This window comes from Blastococcus sp. OS1-29, assembly GCF_057628075.1.
This window is the reverse complement of the sequence record NZ_JBXXJK010000001.1, coordinates 815,957-837,284: the sequence shown is the minus strand read 5'-3', so window position 1 is coordinate 837,284 and position 21,328 is coordinate 815,957. Positions and strand designations below refer to the sequence as shown.

At 73.4% G+C, this 21,328-nt stretch carries 19 protein-coding genes; 8 read left to right on the top strand and 11 right to left on the bottom strand.

The annotated features are described in order from the left end of the window. Positions 1-19: 19 nt before the first annotated feature. Together AC2H4J_RS04185 and AC2H4J_RS04180 are read right to left on the bottom strand one after the other, a co-directional pair. On the bottom strand, positions 20-694 hold the full coding sequence (locus AC2H4J_RS04185) for a response regulator (protein WP_487463567.1): 675 nt from the start codon (positions 692-694) through the stop codon (positions 20-22). Further along, a complete protein-coding gene (locus tag AC2H4J_RS04180; protein WP_487463566.1) occupies positions 691-1,863 on the bottom strand; it encodes a sensor histidine kinase in 1,173 nt (390 codons plus the stop codon). Before AC2H4J_RS04180 ends, AC2H4J_RS04185 begins: the two co-directional genes overlap by 4 nt. Positions 1,864-2,023: 160 nt before the next feature. On the opposite strand from AC2H4J_RS04180, the gene AC2H4J_RS04175 reads away from it, so the two are divergent. Further along, positions 2,024-2,692, top strand: coding sequence for a hypothetical protein (locus AC2H4J_RS04175; RefSeq protein ID WP_487463565.1), 669 nt, complete (start codon positions 2,024-2,026; stop codon positions 2,690-2,692). Here AC2H4J_RS04175 and AC2H4J_RS04170 read toward each other — a convergent pair. Genes AC2H4J_RS04170 through AC2H4J_RS04160 form a run of 3 tightly spaced genes read right to left on the bottom strand, consistent with a single transcriptional unit; the run spans position 2,689 to position 5,764 of the window. Next, on the bottom strand, positions 2,689-3,570 hold the full coding sequence (locus AC2H4J_RS04170) for an enoyl-CoA hydratase-related protein (protein ID WP_487463564.1): 882 nt from the start codon (positions 3,568-3,570) through the stop codon (positions 2,689-2,691). The genes AC2H4J_RS04175 and AC2H4J_RS04170 overlap by 4 nt on opposite strands. Before the next feature lie 2 nt (positions 3,571-3,572). Beyond that, on the bottom strand, positions 3,573-4,550 hold the full coding sequence (locus tag AC2H4J_RS04165) for an acyl-CoA dehydrogenase family protein (protein ID WP_487463563.1): 978 nt from the start codon (positions 4,548-4,550) through the stop codon (positions 3,573-3,575). Then, positions 4,547-5,764: an acyl-CoA dehydrogenase family protein gene (locus tag AC2H4J_RS04160; RefSeq protein WP_487463562.1), complete on the bottom strand. Its 1,218-nt coding sequence runs from the start codon at positions 5,762-5,764 to the stop codon at positions 4,547-4,549. The genes AC2H4J_RS04165 and AC2H4J_RS04160 overlap by 4 nt, the downstream gene beginning before the upstream one ends. A 106-nt stretch (positions 5,765-5,870) precedes the next feature. On the opposite strand from AC2H4J_RS04160, the gene AC2H4J_RS04155 reads away from it, so the two are divergent. After that, a complete protein-coding gene (locus AC2H4J_RS04155; protein ID WP_487463561.1) occupies positions 5,871-6,506 on the top strand; it encodes a TetR/AcrR family transcriptional regulator in 636 nt (211 codons plus the stop codon). A gap of 32 nt (positions 6,507-6,538) precedes the next feature. Continuing rightward, positions 6,539-8,101, top strand: coding sequence for a long-chain-fatty-acid--CoA ligase (locus AC2H4J_RS04150; protein ID WP_487463560.1), 1,563 nt, complete (start codon positions 6,539-6,541; stop codon positions 8,099-8,101). An 84-nt stretch (positions 8,102-8,185) separates the two neighbouring features. Here AC2H4J_RS04150 and AC2H4J_RS04145 read toward each other — a convergent pair whose 3' ends face one another. The 3 genes from AC2H4J_RS04145 to AC2H4J_RS04135 are packed head-to-tail and all read right to left on the bottom strand — an operon-like array spanning position 8,186 to position 10,405. Then, complete coding sequence (locus tag AC2H4J_RS04145; RefSeq protein ID WP_487463559.1) at positions 8,186-8,983, bottom strand: methyltransferase domain-containing protein; 798 nt, start codon at positions 8,981-8,983, stop codon at positions 8,186-8,188. 19 nt (positions 8,984-9,002) lie between these two features. Beyond that, positions 9,003-9,542 (bottom strand): dihydrofolate reductase family protein, encoded by a 540-nt coding sequence (locus tag AC2H4J_RS04140; protein WP_487463558.1) that lies wholly within the window; start codon positions 9,540-9,542, stop codon positions 9,003-9,005. 11 nt (positions 9,543-9,553) lie between these two features. Next, the gene (locus AC2H4J_RS04135) at positions 9,554-10,405 is read right to left on the bottom strand and encodes a patatin-like phospholipase family protein (protein WP_487463557.1); all 852 of its coding nucleotides are present in this window, start codon (positions 10,403-10,405) and stop codon (positions 9,554-9,556) included. 97 nt (positions 10,406-10,502) lie between these two features. Between AC2H4J_RS04135 and AC2H4J_RS04130 the strand changes: the two genes are divergently transcribed. Both AC2H4J_RS04130 and AC2H4J_RS04125 read left to right on the top strand, forming a co-directional pair. Further along, complete coding sequence (locus tag AC2H4J_RS04130) at positions 10,503-12,242, top strand: class I adenylate-forming enzyme family protein (protein WP_487463556.1); 1,740 nt, start codon at positions 10,503-10,505, stop codon at positions 12,240-12,242. Between the two features lie 78 nt (positions 12,243-12,320). Beyond that, positions 12,321-13,346, top strand: coding sequence for a potassium channel family protein (locus AC2H4J_RS04125; protein WP_487463555.1), 1,026 nt, complete (start codon positions 12,321-12,323; stop codon positions 13,344-13,346). A 32-nt stretch (positions 13,347-13,378) separates the two neighbouring features. On the opposite strand, the gene AC2H4J_RS04120 is transcribed toward AC2H4J_RS04125, so the two are convergent. From AC2H4J_RS04120 to AC2H4J_RS04110, 3 genes are read right to left on the bottom strand one after another with little or no spacing between them, the layout of a single operon-like run. Beyond that, complete coding sequence (locus AC2H4J_RS04120; protein ID WP_487463554.1) at positions 13,379-15,292, bottom strand: peroxidase family protein; 1,914 nt, start codon at positions 15,290-15,292, stop codon at positions 13,379-13,381. Then, the gene (locus tag AC2H4J_RS04115; protein WP_487463553.1) at positions 15,289-17,316 is read right to left on the bottom strand and encodes a GMC family oxidoreductase; all 2,028 of its coding nucleotides are present in this window, start codon (positions 17,314-17,316) and stop codon (positions 15,289-15,291) included. The genes AC2H4J_RS04120 and AC2H4J_RS04115 overlap by 4 nt, the downstream gene beginning before the upstream one ends. Further along, positions 17,313-17,711: a hypothetical protein gene (locus AC2H4J_RS04110; RefSeq protein WP_487463552.1), complete on the bottom strand. Its 399-nt coding sequence runs from the start codon at positions 17,709-17,711 to the stop codon at positions 17,313-17,315. The genes AC2H4J_RS04115 and AC2H4J_RS04110 overlap by 4 nt, the downstream gene beginning before the upstream one ends. A 448-nt stretch (positions 17,712-18,159) precedes the next feature. Here AC2H4J_RS04110 and AC2H4J_RS04105 point away from each other — a divergent pair, with 448 nt between their 5' ends. The 3 genes from AC2H4J_RS04105 to AC2H4J_RS04095 are packed head-to-tail and all read left to right on the top strand — an operon-like array spanning position 18,160 to position 21,288. Further along, entirely contained in the window at positions 18,160-18,618 is a 459-nt protein-coding gene (locus tag AC2H4J_RS04105; protein WP_487463551.1) for a hypothetical protein, read from the top strand. A 22-nt stretch (positions 18,619-18,640) separates the two neighbouring features. Continuing rightward, on the top strand, positions 18,641-20,191 hold the full coding sequence (locus AC2H4J_RS04100) for a hypothetical protein (RefSeq protein WP_487463550.1): 1,551 nt from the start codon (positions 18,641-18,643) through the stop codon (positions 20,189-20,191). Next, the gene (locus AC2H4J_RS04095; RefSeq protein WP_487463549.1) at positions 20,188-21,288 is read left to right on the top strand and encodes a tetratricopeptide repeat protein; all 1,101 of its coding nucleotides are present in this window, start codon (positions 20,188-20,190) and stop codon (positions 21,286-21,288) included. Before AC2H4J_RS04100 ends, AC2H4J_RS04095 begins: the two co-directional genes overlap by 4 nt. The last annotated feature ends 40 nt before the right edge of the window (positions 21,289-21,328 follow it).

Genomic DNA, 21,328 nt, shown 5'->3' with positions numbered 1-21,328 from the left:
ATGTCGGTGCGCAACCGGTTCAGGGATTGCGGTGCGGGGCGGGTCCCTCGCCCCGGCGGACCAGCCCGCACTCGTAGGCGAGGACGACGGCCTGCACCCGATCGCGCAGTCCCAGCTTGGGCAGGATCCGGGCGATGTGCGTCTTGACGGTGGCCGGCGACAGGTAGAGCGCGGCGGCGATCTCCGCGTTCGTCAGCCCCCCGGCCAGGGCCCGCAGGACGTCCCGCTCCCGTCCGGTCAGGGGCGCGAGGACGTCGCTGACGTCGTCCGGCGGTTCGCGGACGTACGCCTCCACGAGCCGGCGCAGCACGGTCGGCGCGAACAGCTCCTCCCCTGCCGCAACCGCCCGCACCGCTGCGACGAGCCGCTCGGGCGGGGCGTCCTTGACCAGGAAGCCGGACGCGCCGGCGCGCAACGCGTCGTAGACGTACTGGTCCAGGTCGAACGTCGTGAGCACGAGCACCCGCGGCGGCAGAGGCTCCTGCAGCAGCCGCCGGGTGGCGGTGATGCCGTCCATGACGGGCATCCGCACGTCCATGCAGACGACGTCGGGCTGCTCGCGCCGGCACACCGCCAGCGCCTCGGCGCCGTCCGCGACCTCGCCCACCACCGCCATGTCGTCCTGCCGGTCGAGGATGGACCGGAAGCCACCGCGTACCAGCGCCTGGTCGTCGACCAGGACGACGCGAATCACCCGCGCACCCCGGCGCCCTGGAACGGCAGCTCCGCCCGCACCCGCCAGCCGGTGCCGTCCGGCCCGGCGTCGAGCCGGCCACCGAAGAGGGCGACGCGCTCGCGCATCCCGACGAGACCCTGGCCCCCGCCCGTGGAGCGCTCCTCCCGCGGCGGACCGCCGTCGACCACCTCGAGGACGAGGACCTCCCCCTCCGCCCGCACCTCCACCCGGACCCATTCCGCGGCGGAGTGCTTGAGCACGTTCGTCAGCGCCTCCTGCACCAGCCGGTAGGAGGTGACGTCGAGCAGCGAGGGCAGCTGCGCGGGCAGCGGGCCGATCTCCAGGCGCACCGGCAGCCCGGCCCGCTGCATGCCGTCGACCAGTTCCGCGAGCCACCCCAGGCCGGGTTGAGGGCCGACGTCCTGCGAGGTGTCGTCCTCGGCGCGCAGCAGATGCAGCAGCCGTCGCAGGTCGTCCACGGCGCTGCGCCCGGTCGACTCCACCGACAGCAGGCGCTCCCGCACCTCGTCCTCGTCGGTGCCCAGCGCGAAGCGGGCGGCGCCGGCCTGCACCACCATCACCGAGACGGCGTGGGCGACGACGTCGTGCAGTTCCCGCGCGATCCGCGCCCGCTCGTCGAGGAGCAGCGCCCGTTCACGGGCGGCCTGCTCGCGGGACTGCGCGGCCAGCGCGTCGGCCAGCAGCAGCCGCTGGCGCTCGATCCGGCGGACCAGCCGGCCGGCTGCGTACGCGGCACCGAACAGCACCGCGCCGAAGGCGTAGTCACCGGCGTCGAACGGGGGCACACGGAGCGGATAGACCGCCAGCAGGGCGGCGGGCCCGGCGAGCACGGCGAGCGGACAGCGCTCGACCTGCCGAGCTGCCGAGTAGACGAGCAACGCGAGCGGCAACAGTCCGCCGAAGAAGAAGAGGGTGTGCGCGACGAACAGCGACGGGACGACGACGCCGCCGAAGGCGATGCACAGCGCCGACCGCGGGGCCCGGCGGCGCAGCGCGACCGGCAGTGTGACGGCCAGCAGCAGCGGGATGTTCCACAGCGGCGAGCCGAAGGAGTAGCCGTCGTCCCAGTGCAGCTGCAACTCGATCAGGGCGAGCACGGAGAAGGCCAGGGCGACGACGGCGTCGACCAGCACATCCGTCCGCGACGGGCGCTCCGTCTGCTGCACGGCCGCACCGTAACCGCGCGGACGCGCCGCTCACATCCATCGCGCGATGTAGGCGCGGCCGCGCAGAACACCGACGTCCGGGCGATGTGGCAGCGGGTTCCTCAGCGCGACGCTCCCGGCACGCCGCTCGACCGCGGCCCCGTCGTCCGAAGGAGTTCCCGTGAACCGTCGACGCGTCGCTGCCACCTGTCTGGTCGCCTCGCCCGTCCTGCACCTGGCGTCCTACTTCCTCTGGCCCTCGGGCACGGAGGGTTCGGACGCCGTCCAGCTCGTCACCGCCACCGCCCACCCCGGTGCCATGACCGCCGCGGCCCTCGTCGAGGCGCTCGGCTGGGTGGTGCTCCTCCCGGCGCTCGCCGTCCTGTGGAACGAGTTCCGGGACCGCGGGTCGACGCCGGTGACCATCGGCGTCTGGGGTGCCGTCCTCGGCGTCCTGGGCTTCGTCTCCAGCACGGTCATGAATCTCGTGACCATCGCCCTCGCCGGCACGTCGCACGCCGCGGACTCCTTCGCCGCCGTCAGGCACAGCGGCACGATCGCGCTGGTCGTGGTCCTCCCGATCCTGCTCGGACTCGTCGCGCTCGTCGTCCTGCTCGCCGGCCTGACCCGCGCCGGGGTGGCCGGCTGGTGGCTTCCGGTCGCCGGGGCGGCCTCGGTGGTGCTCGACCAGGTGACGTCGGAGTCGGGCAACCCGCTGATCCTGGCGGCCGCCTTCCTGCCGATGGCCTTCGCGCTCGCCACCGTGGGCGTGCGGCTGGCCGCGACTGTCGACTTGTCGTCATCTCCTGCCGGTCGAGACGACGACAAGTCGACACTCGGCGTGCGCTAGGAGGGGACGACGTCCTCCGGCGGCTCCGGCCACCGGGGGACGACGTCCTCCAGGCGGGCGGTGAACACCGGCGGCCGCTTCGCCAGGAACGCGGCCACGCCCTCCGCGGAGTCCGGCCCGTCGCCGAGCTCGACCAGGGCCCGGGACTCGGCGCGGTGGGCGTCCCACGGCGAGGGCGCACCCAGCATCGACCAGAGCAGCTGCCGCGCGGCACCGACCGCTGCCCCGCTGGTGTTCTGCACGATCTCGTGCGCGAGGGCGTAGGCGGTGGGCAGCAGCTCCTCGTCAGGAACGACGCGGGACACCAGCCGCCCGCGCAGCGCCTCGGCGGCGTCGAACACCCGCCCCGTCGCGACCCACTCCATCGCCTGGCTGATGCCGACGACCCGCGGCAGGAACCACGACGACGCGGCCTCGGGCACGATGCCGACGCGGGCGAACACGAAGCCGAACCGTGCGGACCCGGCGGCGATCCGGATGTCCATCGGCAGCGTCAGCGTGGCGCCGATGCCGACCGCCGGGCCGTTCACCGCGGCGATCACCGGCTTGCGCAGCGCGGCGAACGGCAGGCTGGCCACGCCGCCGGCGTCCCTCGGGTATCCGCCGATCTGCTCGCTGAGCGGCCCGGGTGGGCGTTCGCGGGTGCGGCGGTCGGCGAACGTCTCCGGGCCGCCGCCGAGGTCCGCGCCGGCGCAGAACGCGCGGCCCGCACCGGTCACCACGACCACCCGGACGGCGTCGTCGGCGTCGGCCGCGGCGGCAACCGTGGCGAGCTCGTCGGCCATCGTCAGCGTGAACGCGTTCAGCCGCTCCGGGCGGTGCAGGGTGATGGTCGCGACGCCGTCCGCGACGTCGTACCGGATCTCGGTGAGGTCCACCTTCAGCCGAGGGCGCCGGTGACCGCGAGCCGAGCGACGGCGTCCAGGTGCTCGGCCTCGTCCCCGAGCAGCAGCCGATCGACCTTCGCCCGCCGCCAGTACAGGTGCGCGTCGTGCTCCCAGGTGAAGCCGATGCCGCCGTGCACCTGGATGACCGTCTCCGCGGCCTGCTCGAACACCCGCGCGGCGTAGGCCTTGGCCGCCGACGCCGCCAGTGGGAACTCGTCGGGCGCGTGGTCGGCCGCCCAGGCCGCCCACCACACCAGCGAGCGCAGCTGGTCGACCCCGACCCACGCGTCGACCAGCAGGTGCTTGACCGCCTGGTAGGAGCCGATCGCGCGGCCGAACGCCTGCCGCTCCTTGGCGTACGCGACGCCCAGCTGCACCGCCCGGTCGGCCGCGCCGAGTCCCTCGGCGGCGAGCACCACGGCGCCCACCCGCCGGGCCCGGGCCCAGAGGTCGGCGGCGTCCTCGCGCAGCACCCGCCGGTGGGTGAGCCGGACGGTGCCCAGTCCCCGGGTGGCGTCGATCGGCGCGCCGACGGTCACCTCGCCGCTGCCGACGACGAGGGCGCCGTCCTCCAGGGCGAGGAACGTCGTGGCGCTCGCGGCGTCGATCGACGGGCTCGACCCGTCGACGACGGAGAACGCGGTCGACCCGTCGGCGAGCTGTCCGGCCAGATCGGGGTGGTCGGCCAGGAGGACGGCGGCCCGCGCCGCGGTCACCAGCGACGGCCCGGCCAGCACCGCGCCACCCTGCTCGGCGACGACGGCGAGGTCGAGCAGGGAGCCCCCGCCTCCCCCGGCGTCCTCGGCGACCGTGATGCCGAGGAAGCCGATCTCGGCCAGCGCCTTGCGGCCCGGCTCGATCGCTCCCCCCTCGAGCGCTGCCCGGGCGGCGGCCGGCGAGGCCGAACCGGTGAAGAAGGACCGCGCACCCGCCGCGGCGTCGCGCTGGTCGGTGTCGAGGTCGAAGTTCATCGCGCACCTCCCGAGAACGGGCCGGTCTTGTCCCCCCGGGGTTCCGGCGGCAGGCCGAGTACGCGTTCGCCGAGGATGTTGCGCAGCACCTGGTCGGTGCCGCCGGCGATCGCCAGCCCGGGCAGGGAGGCCTGGGTGCGCTGCCAGGTGTCGTCGCCGTCCGCCGTCGCCGCGTAGACCGCCTCGTCGCCGAGCAGCCGCACGCCCGCGTCGGCGGCGAGCCGCGCGGCCGCCGTCCCGGCGAGCTTGCCGGCACCGGCCTCGGGACCGGGCAGGCCGCCCTGGCTCAGCACGGTGAACCGCCGGTAGCCGGTGTAGCGGGTGGCCAGGAGCTCGACGACGGCCCGGCCCACCGCCTGTCGGGCGACGACCTGGCGGTCGGGCGCGAGCTCCGGCAGCCGGTTCCGGGCGTGCGCCGCCAGCACCTCGACCGGGACGCCGAGGTCGCTGCCCGCGCCGCCGATGGCCACCCGCTCGTTCATCAGCGTCGTCAGTGCGACCCGCCAGCCCTCGCCGGGCTCGCCGAGGCGCTCGCTGTCGGGGATGCGGACGTCGTCGAAGAACACCTCGTTGAACCCCGAGCCGCCGGCCATCTGCCGCAGCGGCCGCACCGTGACGCCGGGCGCGTGCATGTCGACGACGAACATCGTCAGCCCGGCGTGCTTGGGGCGGTCGGGGTCGGTGCGGGTGAGCAGGATGCCGTAGTCGGCGACGTGCGCCAGCGTCGTCCAGACCTTCTGCCCGTTGACCACCCAGTCCTCGCCGTCGCGGACGGCGGTGGTGCGCAGCGCCGCCAGGTCCGAACCGGACGCCGGCTCGCTGAACAGCTGGCACCAGACGTCGTCGGCCCGCAGCAGCCGGGTGAGGTAGCGGGACTTCTGGTCGTCGCTGCCGTGGAAGATCACCGTCGGCCCGCACATGCCGATGCCGATGTGGTTGATCAGCGTGGGGATGCGGGCCCGGGCGAACTCCTGGCCGGCGATCGCCTGCTGCACCAGCGTGCCGCCCTGCCCGCCGTGCTCGCGGGGCCACGGGATGCCGATCAGTCCGGCCTCGGCGAGCACCCGCTCCGTCGCGCGGAACTCCGCCTGGTGGGTCGCCGGGTCGAGCGACTCCCCGGGCGCCAGGTGCAGCAGCTCGTCCGCGTGCGCCTCGAGCAGGCCGCGCACGTGCGCCCGGTACTCGGCTTCCTCGGGACTGTCGTCGAAGTCCACGGATCCACCTCTCGTCGGGTCTGGGGTCTGCCGCAGGGTGTCACCGGTTCCGCGGAACGGTCAACGGTGACTGTTCGGCCTGCCGGATCGCTTCTACGCTCACGCGATGACCGCCGCCGCGACCGGCAGCCGGACCCGCTCGGAGCGGTCCGCCGGCAGCCGCCTGCTGATCCTCGACGCGGCCGTGGCGTGCCTGGTGGCCGACGGCTACGCGGGGGCGTCGACGCTCGCCGTCCAGGCACGGGCCGGGGTCTCGCGCGGCCGGCTGCTGCACCACTTCCCGTCGCGGGCCGAGCTGCTGGTCGCCGCCGCGGGCCACCTGTCGTCGACACTGCTCGACGAGGTGCGGGTGCGCGCCGCCGCGGTCATGGCCGACCAGCCGGCGGGCCGCGAGCGGGTCGACCGGGCCATCGACCTCATGTGGGCGACCTTCCTGGAACCGCCGTTCTGGGCGGCCATGGAGTTGTGGACGGCGGCCCGCACGGACCCCGAGCTACGGGCGGCGCTGCGCACCGAGGACCGGCGACTGCGGACGGCGATCCGCGCGGTGGCCGACGAGATCTGGGGACCGGAGATCGCCGTCGCCCCCCTCTACGCCGAGCTCTGCGAGCTGCTGTTCACGAGCATGCGCGGGGTGGCGATCGTCTACGCGTTCGAGAACCGGCCGGCGGCGACCGACCCGCACGTCGCGCTCTGGAAGCGGCTGGCCCACCGGATGCTGGCGCTCGACGGTCAGGGTTGACCGGTCGGACCCGGCGCCGACAGCATGGCCGCGTGATCCCCACCGTGCAGGGCCGTGGCATGACGATGAGCGACCAGCTCGGGCGATGGGCCCGCACGACGCCGGACACGTGGGCGCTGCGGTTCGAAGGCGCGGGCCGCACGTATGCGGAGCTGGACGAGCGGGTGACCCGGCTGGCTCGCGTGCTGCGCGAGCGGGGCGTGAGCACCGGCGACCGGGTCGCCGTCCTGGCGCTGAACGGGATGGAGACGTGGGAGACCTACCTCGCGGGGGTGCGGCTCGGGGCGATCGTCGTCCCGGTGAACTTCCGGCTGGTCGCCGACGAGGTCGCCTACGTGCTGGCCGACTCCGGCGCGACGGTGCTCGTCGTCGACGCCGCGCTCGCCGGGGTCGGCGCGAAGGCGCGGGAGCAGGCGCCGGACGTCGGCTCGGTGCTGACGATCGGCGAGGAGTTCGAGGCGGCGCTCGCCGCGGCCGGCGACGAACCGCTCGACGTCGTCGTCGACGAGGACGAGCCCGCCTTCATCATGTACACGTCAGGGACGACGGGCCGGCCCAAGGGCGCCGTGCTGACCCACCACAACCTGCTGATGCACGTGTTCAGCCAGGTCACCCACCTCGGCTGGCACCCGGAGGACCGGGTCGCCGCCCCGGGTGCGCCGCTGTTCCACATCGCCGGGCTGGCCGGCGGGCTGCCGCCGCTGCTGGTGGGCGGCACCAACGTGATCCTGCGGTCGGGTGCCTTCGACCCGGCGGAGACGCTCGACCTGATCGAGCGGGAGAAGGTCTCGAGCATCTTCCTCGTGCCGGCGATGTGGGCCGCGGTGGTGGCGGTGCCGGGCATCGCCGACCGAGACCTGTCGCACCTGCGCCGCATCTCGTGGGGTGCGGCGCCGGCGTCGACGACGTTGCTGCGCACGCTGATCGACACCTTCCCGCAGGCGGAGGTGGTCACCGCGTTCGGGCAGACGGAGTGCAGCCCGGTCACCTGCTTCCTGCGCGGCGAGGACTCGATCCGCAAGATCGGGTCCGTGGGCACGCCGATGCTCAACGTCGAGGTGCGCGTGGTCGACCCGGACATGAACGACGTCCCACGCGGCGAGGTGGGCGAGATCGTCTACCGCAGCCCGATGGTGATGAAGGAGTACTGGAACAAGCCGGACGAGACGGCGGAGGCGTTCCGCGGGGGCTGGTTCCACTCCGGCGACCTCGTGCGGCAGGACGAGGACGGCTACTACTTCGTGGTCGACCGGCTGAAGGACATGATCATCTCGGGCGGGGAGAACATCTACTGCGCCGAGGTGGAGGACGTGCTCGCCGCGCACCCGAAGGTGGGCGAGGTGGCGCTGATCGGGGTGCCCGACCTGAAGTACGGCGAGGCGCCGCTGGCCGTCGTCGCGCCCCGCGACGCCGCGGACCCGCCGACGGCCGAGGAACTCGCCGCCTGGTGCCGGGAGAGGCTCGCGCGCTACAAGAACCCGCGCGAGTACACGATCGTCGGGGCGCTCCCCCGCAACCCCAGCGGCAAGGTGCTCAAGACGTCGCTGCGCCAGGAGCACTCCGCCGGCTCACTGGTGGCCTCCCCCGTCGTCTGACCACGTCGCCGCCGAGCGATGTGCAGGGAGGGCGCGTTTCCGGCCGAGCATGCGCCCCAGCTGCACAGTGCCCGGCGGTTGCGATCAGGGCCTGCGCCCCCAGGCGGTGACCATCGGTGAGGTCGCCAGATCGACCAGCCCGTCGGACAGGTGGGCGAGGTGCTGCTCGATCTCCTCGGCCGTGGCCAGGCCGGCGGCGAGCAACCGGTCGCGGATCTGCTCGGTGGTGGCGCGTTCCAGCTCGACGCAGGCCGGGCCGGTGATCGGGAAGTAGGCGTCGGCGGCGACGTCGACGAGGCCCGCCTCCCGGAGCAGCCGCGGCAGCCTCCGGCCGTAGGCGAGGTCGACGCCGCGGTCGGCCATCAGCCGGCGGAAGCCGGTCTTCAGCCGGTTGGCCAGCTGCTGCGCGGGGCCGTCGTCCTCCAGGCAGAGCAGCGGCTGCAGCGCCGGGTCGGCCTCCTCGACCACCAGCCGGCCACCGGGCCGGAGCGCCGCCACCATCGCCGCGAGTGCCTGCGCGCGCTGCGGCACGTGCACGAGGAGCAACCGGGCGTGCACCAGGTCGAACAGGCCGTCGGGAGGCGGCTCGGTACCGACGTCGTGCCGGAGGACGCGGAGGTTCGATGCGGGGTCGGGCCCCGCTATCCAGGTGGGGTCGATGTCGGTGGCCACGACCTCGCCGTCCGGCCCCGTCTGCTCGGCGAGCCACGCCGGGACGGTCGGTCCGCCGGCCCCGACCTCCCAGACGCGCCAGCCGGGACTCAGACCAACAGCAGTCAGATGCCGGAAGGTCGACGCGTCGAACAGCGCCGCCAGTGCACCGAACCGCTGCGCGGCCAGCGCCTGCCGGTTGTCCAGCAGGTATCCCTCGTCGGCGCCCACGCCGCCATCGTCGTCGCGCTCAGCGGACGACGCGCATCCAGACGTTCGTCGCCAGCGGAGCGGTGTTCGCGCTGATCCGTTCCAGCCGCACCGACCGCCCACCCGCGTGGTGGAACAGCGGCGTCCCGTCGCCGAGCATCAACGGCGCGATGATCGCCAGGACCTCGTCGAGCTCACCGAGGTCGAGGCACTGCCGCGCGATGTCGGCGCCGAGGACGTTGACGTAGCCGTCGCCCGCGGCCGCCCGGGCCGCGGCGAGACCGCTCGCGACGTCCGCGTGGAATTCCAGCCCGTCCACCGGCTCCGCGGGCGGGTCGTGAGTGACGACGAACGACGGTCCGACCCAGGTGCCGCTGAACGCGCCCTCCTTGTCCGTGCCCCGGTTCGGGTCGTCGCCGCGGTAGGTGCGGGCTCCGATGAGGAGGGCGCCGATGCGTTGCTGCAGCGCATCGATCTCGGGATTGGGCCCGATGTACGGCGCGAGCCACGACATGTCCCCGCCCGGGCCGGCGATGAACCCGTCGAGCGACATCGTCACCGAGTACAGGACCTTGCCCATCTGTCTCCCCGTCAGCCGTTCCAGACCTCGGCGACCCGCTGGGCCACCGACGCCGCCTGCGCCCGGCCCGCCTCCGCCGACGGCGCCCGCGCAGCCGGGTGGAGCACGTTGCGGCCGATCGCGGTCTTGCTCGGGGCGTCCGGCGAGACGACGGCGACCCGCGACACCATGCCGGACACCTGCGCGTCGACCGACGCCATCGGGCCCACCCCGCGCGGGATGGGCGCCAGGACGACGACGCGGTCGTAGTCGTGGGCGAGGTCCGCGTTGGCGGCCGACCGCATGCCGCCGTCCACGCACCGCCGTCCGTCGATCGTGACCGGTGGGTAGACGCCCGGCACCGCACAACTGGCCGCTACCGCCTGCAGCAGCGGCACACCCGAGTCGCGGTCGAACGTCCGGAACTCGCCCGTCTCCGCATCGACAGCGGTGATCACCAGCGCCCGCGCCGGCCACTCGCTGCTGACCAGCCGCGACCCGATCACGTCCAGGCGCTCCTGCTCGGTGGGCGTGAGTCCCGCTTTCTCCGCGGCGAGTGCGAGGGTGCCGATGCGGCGGCGGAACTCGACGTCATGACCACGACTAGAGAGCATCGCCCAGGCGTAGCGAGCCAGATTGCCGCGCGTCATCCGGGCCACCTTCTCGTGCGTGGGCGGCTCGAGCTGCCGGTCGTACATCGCCTCCAGCTCGGCCCCGCACGTGATCTGCGCGCCGACCACGGAACCCGCCGAGGTGCCGACGACGAGGTCCGCGCGGCTGAGGTCGGTGCCCGCCTCCGCCAGACCGGCCAGCACTCCGATCTCCCAGGCGATGCCGGTGATGCCCCCGCCGCCGAGCACGAGGGCGGTGCGCTGGTCGCTCATGGCGACATCCTCACAGACACCCGGACGTGTCTCGACACAGCGTGTGAGCTGGGCCACGCTGGCGGTACCGTCTCGTACCCCGACGAAGTGGATGCGCATGACCGCGACGCAGACCCCCACCACCGCCGCAGCCAGCTGGCCGCCGGGACTCCCCCGGTCGCTGGAGTACCCGCAGGTCCCGGTCGGGTCGATCCTGCGCGCGGCCGTGCGGCGCTGGGGCGACCGCGAGGCGTTCATCGACCACGACGTCCCGCTGACGTTCACCGAGCTGGGCGCCCGCGCGCACGCCGTCGCCGGCTGGCTGGCCGACCACGGCGTCCGGCGCGGTGACGTCGTCGCCGTCCACATCCCGAACTGCCGCCAGTACCCGCCGCTCTACTACGGCGTGATGCTGGCCGGGGCCACCTTCTCCCCCACGAACCCGCTGCTCCCCGCGCCCGACCTGGCCGCGCAGCTCACCGACGCCGGTGCCACGGTGCTCATCACTCGGGACCAGGTGCTGCCGTTCGTCCGCAGCGCGCTGGCCGCCACCCCGGTCACGACCGTGATCGTCACCGGCGAGGCGCACACGCTCGACTTCGCGGCGCGCCTCGACGGGCTGGAGGACGGCGACATCGACGCCGCCGACCTGCTCGGCGCCGACCCCACCGACCGGCACCTGGACGCCGGCGTCGACCCGGTCGCCGACCTCGCCCACCTCGCCTACACCGGCGGCACGACCGGGGTGAGCAAGGGCGTGGAGCTCCCGCACCGCAACGTCGTCACGAACGTCCTGCAGTCGGCCTGCTGGACCTCCGGCTCGCTGCCCGAGCTGGACGAGCACGGCGACGTCACCGTGCGGCAGCAGATCGGCGCGGACGAGTACCCCACGCGGCTCGGCGAGTCCCGCATCATCAACCTGACCCCGTGGTTCCACGCCATGGGCGCGATCGGGTACCTCAACGGCATGGTCATGGGCGGGACCACGACCGTCATCCACATGCGCTTCGACCCGGTGAAGTACGTCGAGGACATGGAACGCTACGACGTCACCGCCATCGGTGGGGCGCCGCCGGTCTTCGTCGCGCTGCTGCAGGTGCCCGGGTTCGCCGACCACGACTGGTCCCGCGTCCGAGGGGTGTCCAGCGGCGCCGCCCCGCTGCCGGTGGCCCTCATCGAGAAGCTGACGGCCCTGTTGCCCAACGCGGTGATCGGCGAGGGCTACGGCCTCACCGAGGTCACCATGCAGGCCACCGGCAACCCGTCGTTCCGGTCCGGCACCCGCAAGCCCGGCACCGTCGGCGTCCCCGTCTTCGACACCGAGATCTCCATCCGCCCGCTCGGCGGCGGCGCGCCCCTGCCGGTCGGCGAGCGCGGCGAGGTCTGCATCCGCGGCCCGCAGGTCATGCGCGGCTACGCCCACCGCCCCGAGGCCACCGCGGAGTCGATCGACGCCGACGGCTGGTTCCACTCCGGCGACGTCGGCGTCCTCGACGAGGACGGCTACCTGTCGATCGTCGACCGCACCAAGGACATGCTGCTCTACAAGGGCTACAACGTGTTCCCGCGGGAGCTCGAGGAGGTCCTCTTCGGCGTCCCCGGTGTGGCCGGCGCCGCGGTGGTCGGCCGGCCGGACGAGGAGGCCGGGGAGCTGCCGGTCGGCTACGTGGTCCGCAAGGCCGACGACGCCGGCGCCGCACTGACCGCCGAGTCGGTGATGGCCGCGGTCAACGACAAGGTGACCCCGTACAAGCGGCTGCGCGACGTCGTCTTCATCGAGGCCATCCCGGTGTCCGCCGCCGGCAAGGTGCTCAAGCGCGAGCTCGCCGCCAGGGAGCGGGGGAAGGTCACCGGCTGACCTGCCGCGCCGCCGCGCCTGACCCGTTCGGGTGCGGCGGCGCGCACCGTCCCGCCCTCCCTCCGTATCGTCCGCGGGGTGGAGGGCGAGCGCATCGGGGTGGAGACCGAGCACACCGGCGTCCAGATCGCGCACGAGGAGCCGTCGCCGGTCCGCCAGGTCTGGCGCCGGGTGCTCATCGCGGTCGCCCTGCTCGCGGTCACCGTCGTGGTCATCTACATCGACCGGGACGGCTACCGGGACAACGACAGCGTCGGCCTCTCACTGCTCGACTCCGTCTACTACGCGACGGTCACCCTCTCGACCACCGGGTACGGCGACATCACGCCGATCACCCCGGGTGCGCGGCTGGTCAACATCCTGCTGATCACGCCACTGCGCATCGCGTTCCTGCTGGTCCTCATCGGAACCACCCTGGAGGCGCTGACCGCGCGCTCCCGCGAGGAGTTCCGCATCCGACGCTGGAGGTCCCGCGTGCGTCAGCACGTCATCGTCTGCGGCTACGGCACCAAGGGCCGCAGCGCCATCCGCTCGCTGCAGGCGCTCGGCACGCCGCTGGACAAGATCGTCGTCGTCGACCCCGAGTCACGCGCCATCGAGGAGGCCAACTCGCTCGGGCTCACCGGCATCGTCGGCGACGCCGGCCGCACCGAGGTGCTGCGTCGGGCATCGGTCGAGCGCGCCCGCGCCGTCATCGTGGCCGCCAATCGGGACGACGCCGCCGTGATGATCACGCTCACCGTCCGGCAGCTCAACCCGACCGTGCCGATCACGACCAGCGTCCGCGAGGAGGAGAACGCCAACCTGCTGCGGCAGTCCGGCGCGGACACGGTCATCACCACTTCGGCGACGTCCGGCCGGCTGCTCGGGCTGTCCACCGACGCCCCGAAGGTGGTCAACGTCGTCGAGGACCTGGTCACCGGCGGCCAGGGACTGGACCTCCACCAGCGCACGGTGAACTCCAGCGAGGTGGGGCTGGGCCCCCGGTCGCTGCGCGACATCGTCCTCTCGGTCACGCGGGGCGGTCGCACGCTGCGCTTCGACGACCCGCTGATCGGCGAACTCCAGACCGGCGACGTCCTCGTGGTGGTCAGGAGCAACTGACCGGGACTTTCTGTACAGAAAGTCCCTCTGGGCTACTCCGTCACCCGCTTCCAGGGGGCGAAGGCGTTGTCCGACCCGCGCAGCGCCGGCCGCAGCTCGGGGAAGTGCCGCAGCAGCACGGTGCGCATGTCGTTGTCCCGCACCCAGTTCAGCCCGGTCGGCGAGTAGATCTCCGGCCGGAAGTCCTTGGTGAAGAACCGGTCGCTGTTGAGCCGGCGCGACGCCATGAGGATGAAGATGCGGAACGCGGTGTCGCTGAACGCGAACCCGGTCGGCCGCTTCTCCGCGAACAGCCCCACCATCAGGTCGACCTTCTCGACGTCGCCGTAGAGGGCGGCCATCTCGGCCGCCAGCTCGGCGTCGTCGGTCAGGTCTACGAACGACGAGGGCGCCTTCAGGTGCAGCAGCCGGCGGAACTCGCAGTACCGGGGGACGCCGAGCTCCCGCACGCGGACGAGGTCGGTCGAGGCCAGATCGATCTTCTTCCCGTCCGGCCGCTCGTACTCCTGCAGGAACTTCGGGTAGTTGCGCAGCACGATCGCGCCGGGGTGCGTCGTCCCGAAGCTGTAGAAGAGGTCGCCGATCGCGTACTGCGCGGTGATCTCCTTCGAGTGCGGCCCGGCGAGCGCCCGGAAGCCGAGCTGCGCGAGCGGTGCGTCGGCGTCCGCCGTCCGCAGGTCGAAGTCGTCCGGCAGCAGTGGGTGCATCCGGTAGACCGCGGTGAACTCCTCGGTCAGCGAGAACGGCACGCCGTAGTGCTCGGTGGCCGCGCCCGGGATGCCGCTGATGACCTCGCTGCCGCTGATCCGCCCGAACGCACGGGCGATGCGCTCCCCCGCGATCCCGAACCAGTTGGCCCGCAACGCGTACACGGTCGTCGGGTGGCTGATGATCGCCGGCGTCCACTCGACGGTGTGGATCTTCGCCAACAGCGCCGCCACGACCAGGCGCGCCCGCTGGAACAGCTCCTCGTCGTCCCAGTGCGGGTACTCCGACGCGAGCCGCGCGCAGACGGCGTTGTGCTCGCGCGCGAACAGCGTCAGCAGCATGCCCAGGCCGGTCCACCAGCCGGGCTTCATCGTCGGGTCCAGCGCCGGGTCGTCGGGGAACGGGAGCTGCCCGTCGTCGGTGAGCCGCAGCCGGCCGCCCTCGCCGGTGCGCACCCGCTTCTGCTCCTCGAGCGTCGACCCGTACAGCGACGACCCGTCCCACCAGTGCGTCACGTCGTTGACCGTGGTGACCGGCCCGTCGGCACCGGCCGGGCGCGTGGGGTCGAGCTTGATCCGCGGGATGCGCATCGGGTTCTCCCACCACGGGTCCCCCGGCTCCAGCGGGATGTCCACCAGCCGTGAGGTGTCGCCCTCCCCGTGGGTGAACCAGTCGTGGATCATGAACTGCAGCCACGACGCGGCGAGCGTGTTCACGCTCGTCGCCGGCAGGAACGGGTCGCGGGTGAGCAACCGGCGGCTGACCTCGCGGGGACTCGGCTCCATCAGCTGCTCGTGCGTCACCGGCAGGATCTCGTCCAGCGGGATGTTGCGGCCGAAGCGGGCGCCGGCGCGGCCCATGTCCGGGTGGTCGAGGTCGTTGTAGGTGCCGTCGACGCTGCGGGCGACCAAGTGCTCCGGCGTGCGCTCCGGCACCGGTGCGGCGTCCGAAGGCACCACGGACGTCGGGTCGTACAGGTTGTGCTGCCGCAGGATCGTGCGCACCCCGATCAGCACCGCCAGGCCACCCGGCACGGGCAGCTTGTCCCAGCCGCGCCAGCGGTCGACGCCCTGCGCCAGCCAGTCGTAGACGCGCCAGAACGGCGTCCGCCGGTAGTCCGCGCCCGGCACGGGCGGCGGTCCCCCCGCGGACCGCTTGTTCGGGTGCCCGTCGGAGCCGGCACGCTGCTGCGGCACGGACGCGGAGATGCCCGTCTTGCCTGGGGTCTCGGTGCTCATCGGATCTCCTGGACGGTCGAGCGAACGGTCGAGCGGGCGGGCTTGCGGGGGTGCGGCAGGCGGGCGAGGACCTGCCGCAGGTCCCGGGACGGCGCAGCGCCGGCCGGGGACGTGTCGGCGGCCGCGGCGATGAGCGCGCTGGCCTTCTCCGCGACCATGTAGATCGCACTGACGATGAAGAAGCCGGGGATGCGCGGAAAGACCGACGCGTCCACCACCCGCAGACCGCGGGTCCCGTGCACGCGGAAGTCGCTGCCCAGGACGGCGCGCGGGTCCGAGGCATCGCCGATGGCGCAGGTACAGGAGGCGTGGTGGCCCCAGGCCTGGTCGCGCACGAACGAGCGCAACTGTTCGCGGGTCCGCACCGCGGCGCCCGGCACCAGTTCCTCGGCGACCTGGTCCTCGAGGCAGGCCATGATCGACCGGGCCGCCTCGATGCCGGTGACGACCGCGTCGAGATCCGCCCCGCCCGCGTCGTCGCCCTCCTCGAAGTACCGGAACCGGACGTCGGGGGGATCGCGGGGATCGGCCGAGCGCAGCAGCACGCTGCCCGCCCGGTTGACGGTGTGCGCCTTGAGGACCGCCCAGGTGAGGACGTCGCTCTGCTGCTCCAGCTCGGCGGAGTAGCCCGGGTAGTAGCCGGTGAAGTTCGCCGGGAGGCCGAAGAGGAACAGGTCGGGGCTGGCGAGCCCGGGCCGGGAGCGGCGGACCATGCCCAGCAGCGCCCCGTTGGTGGTGTAGACGCCGCGTCCCTCGGCCCACTCGCGCAGGCCCGGGTCGGGCTGCTCCCCCGGACCCGGCGGGCGGAAGGTGAGCCCGCGGAGCAGCCGGAAGTCCTTCGTCAGCCTGGTGACGACGCCGACCTCGTACCGGTCCTGCAGGTTCTCCCCGACCCCGGGCAGGTCGACCCGGCAGCGGATGCCGAAGCGCTCCAGCTCCTCGCGCGGCCCGATCCCGGAGAGCTTCAGCAGCTGCGGGGTGTTGAAGGCGCCCCCGGCGAGGATCACCTCACGGGCGGCGCGCACCCGGCGTGGCTCCGCTGCCGACTGGGCGGTCGGGCGCGGATCGGCCCGGTAGGCGTGCGGCTGGGCCAGGTACTCGACGCCGGTGGCGACGGGGACGCCGTCCGCGGCCGGCGGATCGAACAGCACCCGGGTGGCGAGCGAGCCGGTGCGCACCGTCAGCCGATCGGGAAGGCGTCCGGCGACGTCCCGGATGCGCTCCCGCGTGCCGTTCCGCCGGCCGTTCCGCACGGCGATCGGGATCAGCCACAGCCCCTCGAGGTGCTTGCGGGCACGCCAGTCGTTGGGGTCGACCGCCGTGGCGAGCCCCTCGAACGGCGCGAGCGGACGGTTCAGGAAGCCGGCGAGGCTGCGCGCGGCGGCGGCCTTGAGCACCGAGAGGACCTGCGGGTCGCCGAGCGCCAGCGTCGGGTCGGCCAGGGTCGTGTGCAGCCAGCCGTCGAAGCCGTGCCGGCTGCGGTTGGTGTACTTGTCGCTGACCAGCGGCAGCCAGGACAGGACCCGCGCCACCCACGGGTTGCGCGGCAACGCCCGCGGACGGCGCTTGTACGCGGGAGCGCATGCCTCGAGCTGCTCGAACCAGCGGCGCATCGCGCCCGCGCGCCAGCTGCGGTCGCCGGTCGCCCGCGCGATGCCGTCCCAGTCCGCGTCGTGAGGGTAGACCGTGATCATCGCGTTGTGGGCCGTGCAGCCGCCGAGGGTGCCCGAGCGCGGGTAGAGGACGCCGTCGTGCTCGGGCCGGTACTTCCCGTCGCGCTCCTGCTGTGCCCGGTCGTCGTAGTGCCGGACGAAGTACGGCCAGCTCATGCCGGGGTTCTCGCTGGCCCGCCCGTGGAAGGCAGGCACCCGGTAGTCGTCGTCCTCGTCGTCCAGGCCGGCCTCCAGCAGCAGGACGCGGTGTCCCGCCTCGGCCAGGTTCGCAGCCACCGGGCCGCCTCCGGCGCCGGAACCGACGACGACGTAGTCGAAGGTCTCGTCCGCCGCGCCGGCCGGTGCGGTCACGGCCGTCTCCTCCGCGAGGCCAGGTAGGCGGTCACCGCGAGCAGCGTGTTCAGGCCCGAGATCAGCGCCAGGGGCCGAGCGCGCTCCGGGGACAGCTGCTTGTTGCGCTGCAGCGTCAGCACGGTCGCGGTGTCACTGGCATGGATGATCGGCGCGGCCCACAGCGCGCGGTCGAGGGCGCGTCCGCGCAGCCGGAACAGATCGGCCCCGATGAGGACGGTCCGGATGCCGAAGAGCCGGAGTCCGTAGATCGCGGCCGGGTTGGTGGTCGGGTCGTCGTCCCCGAAGCGGCTGATGATCATCGCCGGGGCCAGCAGACCCGTCGAGCCCGCAAGGATGCGGACCCCGCCGAGCGCGAAGCGAGCGGCCTTCCCGAGCGTCTCGATGACCGGCACTGCGGCCCTCCCCCACCCGGCTCGCCCCGGGCGAACTCTGCGGAGGAGTGCGCACGGCGCACATTGCGCGGGCAGGAGAAATGCCGTTCTCCGCCGACGGCCGTGCGCTGATCACCGGTTCCCGACGGGCACCGGTGACCTTCCCCCTGAATGGCTGGCACACCGGATATCCGGTCCGGCGGCGCTCAGATTCCTCCTCACCCGCCCGCGACCACAAGGGGGTCCGGCGTCCTTTCGCCCGGCGTCCTTTCGCCCGTTGCTCTGAGCGGCCGGCCGGCCAACGCGCCGCACCCGGCCGTGCTGACCAGTGCCTCGTCCAGCACACCTTGACAGGAAATGGGGTCGAGTGGACGCTCCTCGGTCATACCGGGGGGCCGGTGCCATTCCTGCACCAATTCACGTGGATTTCCGGAACGGGCGCCGGGCCGGTCTGCACCGAGGGGGAGCCATGGGGCGCGTGCACGTCCAGGCACACGGCGCGGTGTCCCCCGAGCGGTTCGTGGCGGCGCTGACCGACTTCGGCCCGGGGCGCGAGGAGATCTGGGGCAACAGCGACCCGGCGCACTTCGTCGTCCACGACCAGGGGGCGACCTGGGCCGAGGTCACGGAGGGTTCCGCGGCCGGCGGCGTCTGGCAGCGGCTGCGGTACGACTGGTCGGCACCCGGCGTGGTCACCCTCGACGTGCTGGACAGCAACGCGTTCGGCCCGGGCAGTCGCTGGACCTACACGGTGGAGTCCGACGGCGCCGGCGGCTCGCACGTCGACCTCGCCATCGAGCGGGTGCCGACGACGACGAAGGGCAAGGTGCTCGACGCCCTGCTCGGCCTGGGCGGCGGCGCCTGGTTCGCGCACGACCTGCGGCGCTCGCTGCGGCGGATGGACGACCGGTCCCGCGCCGGGTTCTGACGACACCCGCAGGAGGGCCAGCGTGGCCGACCACAACGATCCGAACTCGGTCAACAGCATCTTCTCCGACGTCGATGTCAGCGCCGCCGACGTCTACGACATGTTCGGCTACCCGGGCCCGGCCACGGACCAGGAGACGGTGGTGCTCGCCCTGACCCTCGCCGCCGTCCCGGAGCCCGGGGTCTTCGACACCGACATGCTCTACCGGCTCCGGGTCAACCCGCACGCGCGCTCGGTCCGCCCGTCGGCCGACGACTGGAGCCTGTCAGCGCTCACCCGCTACTTCGACGCGATGCGGGACCACTACCTGGGCCAGCGGGAGGCCGCCGAGATCCGGGTGACGGTCGACGAGGCGGGGATCGCCACGGTGCGCTTCACCGGTTTCCCGGGCGGGGACTTCACCGAGCGGGTGGCGACCAACGAGGTCACGAGCATCCGGACGCCGTCCGGCATGGCGCTCACCGCCTATCTCGGCGGCCGGGACGACGCGTTCTTCAACGACCTGACCGGCTTCTTCCGCTCGATCAACTACGCGCCGCAGTTCTACGAGGTGCCGTTCGCCCGGCAGGACGTGCGCGAGCTGCCGATCCCCAAGACCCTGCTGGAGCTCGAGGGCAACACGCTGTTCAACTACGACCCGGCGAACCCCCGGCACGGCCACGGGGTGAAGCTTGACCTGCCCGACGGTCCGTTGACCTGGGACGGCGACAGCTTCGCGAAGGATGCCGACGGCAACTACCGCTTCGTCTACAGCGGCGAGGACGCCCGGGCGGGCGGGAACTGCAACGCGCTCGTGCTGGAGGTGCCCCTGGCGTTCCTCAGCCCGCGCCCGGACGAGGAGCGGGTGGTCAACGTGTGGGGCGAGAGCTGGGTCCGCAAGGCCGCGGCGAAGATCGAGACGATCCCCGACGACCCGCTCTGGACGGAGAACCCCGTCGCGCTGCTGCGCCGTCGTGGGCTGGACGACGAGCTCCGCCGCTACAAGCTGGTCGACACCGTCGGGCAGCCCTTCGCCGACGCCGGACTCAGCGAGCGCGAGGACAACCGCCAGCTGGGCGCCGACAACTTCTGGCTGGCACCGGCGTTCGTCCGGCGGCTGGCGCACCTCGGCTGGGGGTTCGGGCCCTCGGTCTCCGCGCTGGGACTGGCCGGCGTCTTCGACCACGACGGCGCCCCGGTCTCGGTGCATCGGACCTACGCCACCGCGGCCGCCGCGTTCCCGCGCAGCCGGAAGCTGATCTTCCAGGAGCTGCGCATGCCGGACGACTCGTGGAAACGGTCGGACGTGGAGATCCCGCTGCGCCGGCCGTTCGAGATCTTCATCCCCAACGTCTGCGCGATCGACGTGGACACCACCGGCACCTGGCCGTTCGGGCGGCGGCTCGAGGACCAGGTGGCGACCCGGTTCCTCTCGCTGTTCCTCGACATGAGCACGCCGGGCTACTCGGTGGAGACGCTGAACGACCAGGCGCTCTGGGACGCCGCCCCGATCACCCCGAAGACGCCGCCCAACCCGGTCGCCAACGACACCCCGTTCCTCGCCGACTTCCCCTATCTGGCCGAACCGTGGTGACCGAGCTCCTGGCGACGTCGGGTCTTCGCGCCGACCTGGCGACGGTGCGGCGGCTGCGCACGGACCGAGAGGCCGCCGGCGACGGCGGTCCCGCGGCAGCGAGCGCGCTGCTGACGCTGCGGCACCGCGAGATCGTGCTCGCCGGCAGTCGCCCCGAGGACCTGCTGGCCCTCGGCGCGGACGTCGACGTCGCGGTCGAGCGCTTCCCCACCTGGCCGGACCTGCGGCTGCTGCGCGCCACCCTCGCCCTGGCGGTCCACCGGCCCGACCTCGCCGGCGCGGCGCTGACGGCGGTCCCGGGGCTCACCGCACAGCCGCCCGGCCGGGTGCTGGCCGCCGACGTCGCACTGTTCACCGGCGACTACGCGGCCGCGCGCGCGGGCTACCAGGAGGCGGCGCAGCAGGACCCCCTCTGGAGCACGACGGCCCGGCTGGCCGCGCTGGCGGCCGCGACCGGTCGCTGGGACGACGCCGACGAGCTGTACGCCGCGGCCGAGGAGGAGATCACCGCCAAGCAGATGCGTGCGTTCGCCTGGGTGCGCGTGCAGCGCGCCGAGCTGGCGAAGGCGACCGACGACCCCGAGCGGGCGGCCCGGCTGCTGGCCGAGGCCGACCGCGCCTACCCCGACTGGTGGTACGTGACGGCGCACCGCGCGGCGCTGGACCTCGCGCTGCAGCGGTGGGCACAGGCGATCGACGGCTACCGCGCGGTGCTGGCGGAGGTGGACCGCCCGGAGTTCCGGGAGGCGCTGGGGACGGCGTTCGCCGGGGCCGGCCGACCCGAGTGCGCCGCGGAGTGCCACGGCTACGCGGTGGCGGCCTACCTGGCCTCGGTGGCCCGCGGCGAGGTGCACTACCTCCACCACCTGGCCGAGTTCCACGCCGACGTCCACCCGCATCCCGGTTCGGCCGTGGTCTGGGCACAGCAGGACGTCGACCTGCGGCGTTCCGGGCCGGCGCTGTCGCTGCTGGCCTGGTGCCTGCACCTCGCCGGTCGGCAGGGCGAGGCGCTCGCCGTCCTCGACGAGGCCTTCACCCGCGGCGCCGGCGATCCCGTGCTCTGCGCGCGGGCCCGCCGGATCCGGCAGGGTGCGTGACCGGACCGTCGGCCCGACGGGTCCGGCGTGGAGTCGGCCG

Excerpts from the sequence above, each read along its gene's own strand:
- AC2H4J_RS04165 (WP_487463563.1), bottom strand. The coding sequence starts at position 4,550 with ATGAACTTCGACCTCGACACCGACCAGCGCGACGCCGCGGCGGGTGCG.
- AC2H4J_RS04155 (WP_487463561.1), top strand. The coding sequence starts at position 5,871 with ATGACCGCCGCCGCGACCGGCAGCCGGACCCGCTCGGAGCGGTCCGCC.
- AC2H4J_RS04140 (WP_487463558.1), bottom strand. The coding sequence starts at position 9,542 with ATGGGCAAGGTCCTGTACTCGGTGACGATGTCGCTCGACGGGTTCATC.
- AC2H4J_RS04135 (WP_487463557.1), bottom strand. The coding sequence starts at position 10,405 with ATGAGCGACCAGCGCACCGCCCTCGTGCTCGGCGGCGGGGGCATCACC.
- AC2H4J_RS04130 (WP_487463556.1), top strand. The coding sequence starts at position 10,503 with ATGACCGCGACGCAGACCCCCACCACCGCCGCAGCCAGCTGGCCGCCG.
- AC2H4J_RS04120 (WP_487463554.1), bottom strand. The coding sequence starts at position 15,292 with ATGAGCACCGAGACCCCAGGCAAGACGGGCATCTCCGCGTCCGTGCCG.
- AC2H4J_RS04105 (WP_487463551.1), top strand. The coding sequence starts at position 18,160 with ATGGGGCGCGTGCACGTCCAGGCACACGGCGCGGTGTCCCCCGAGCGG.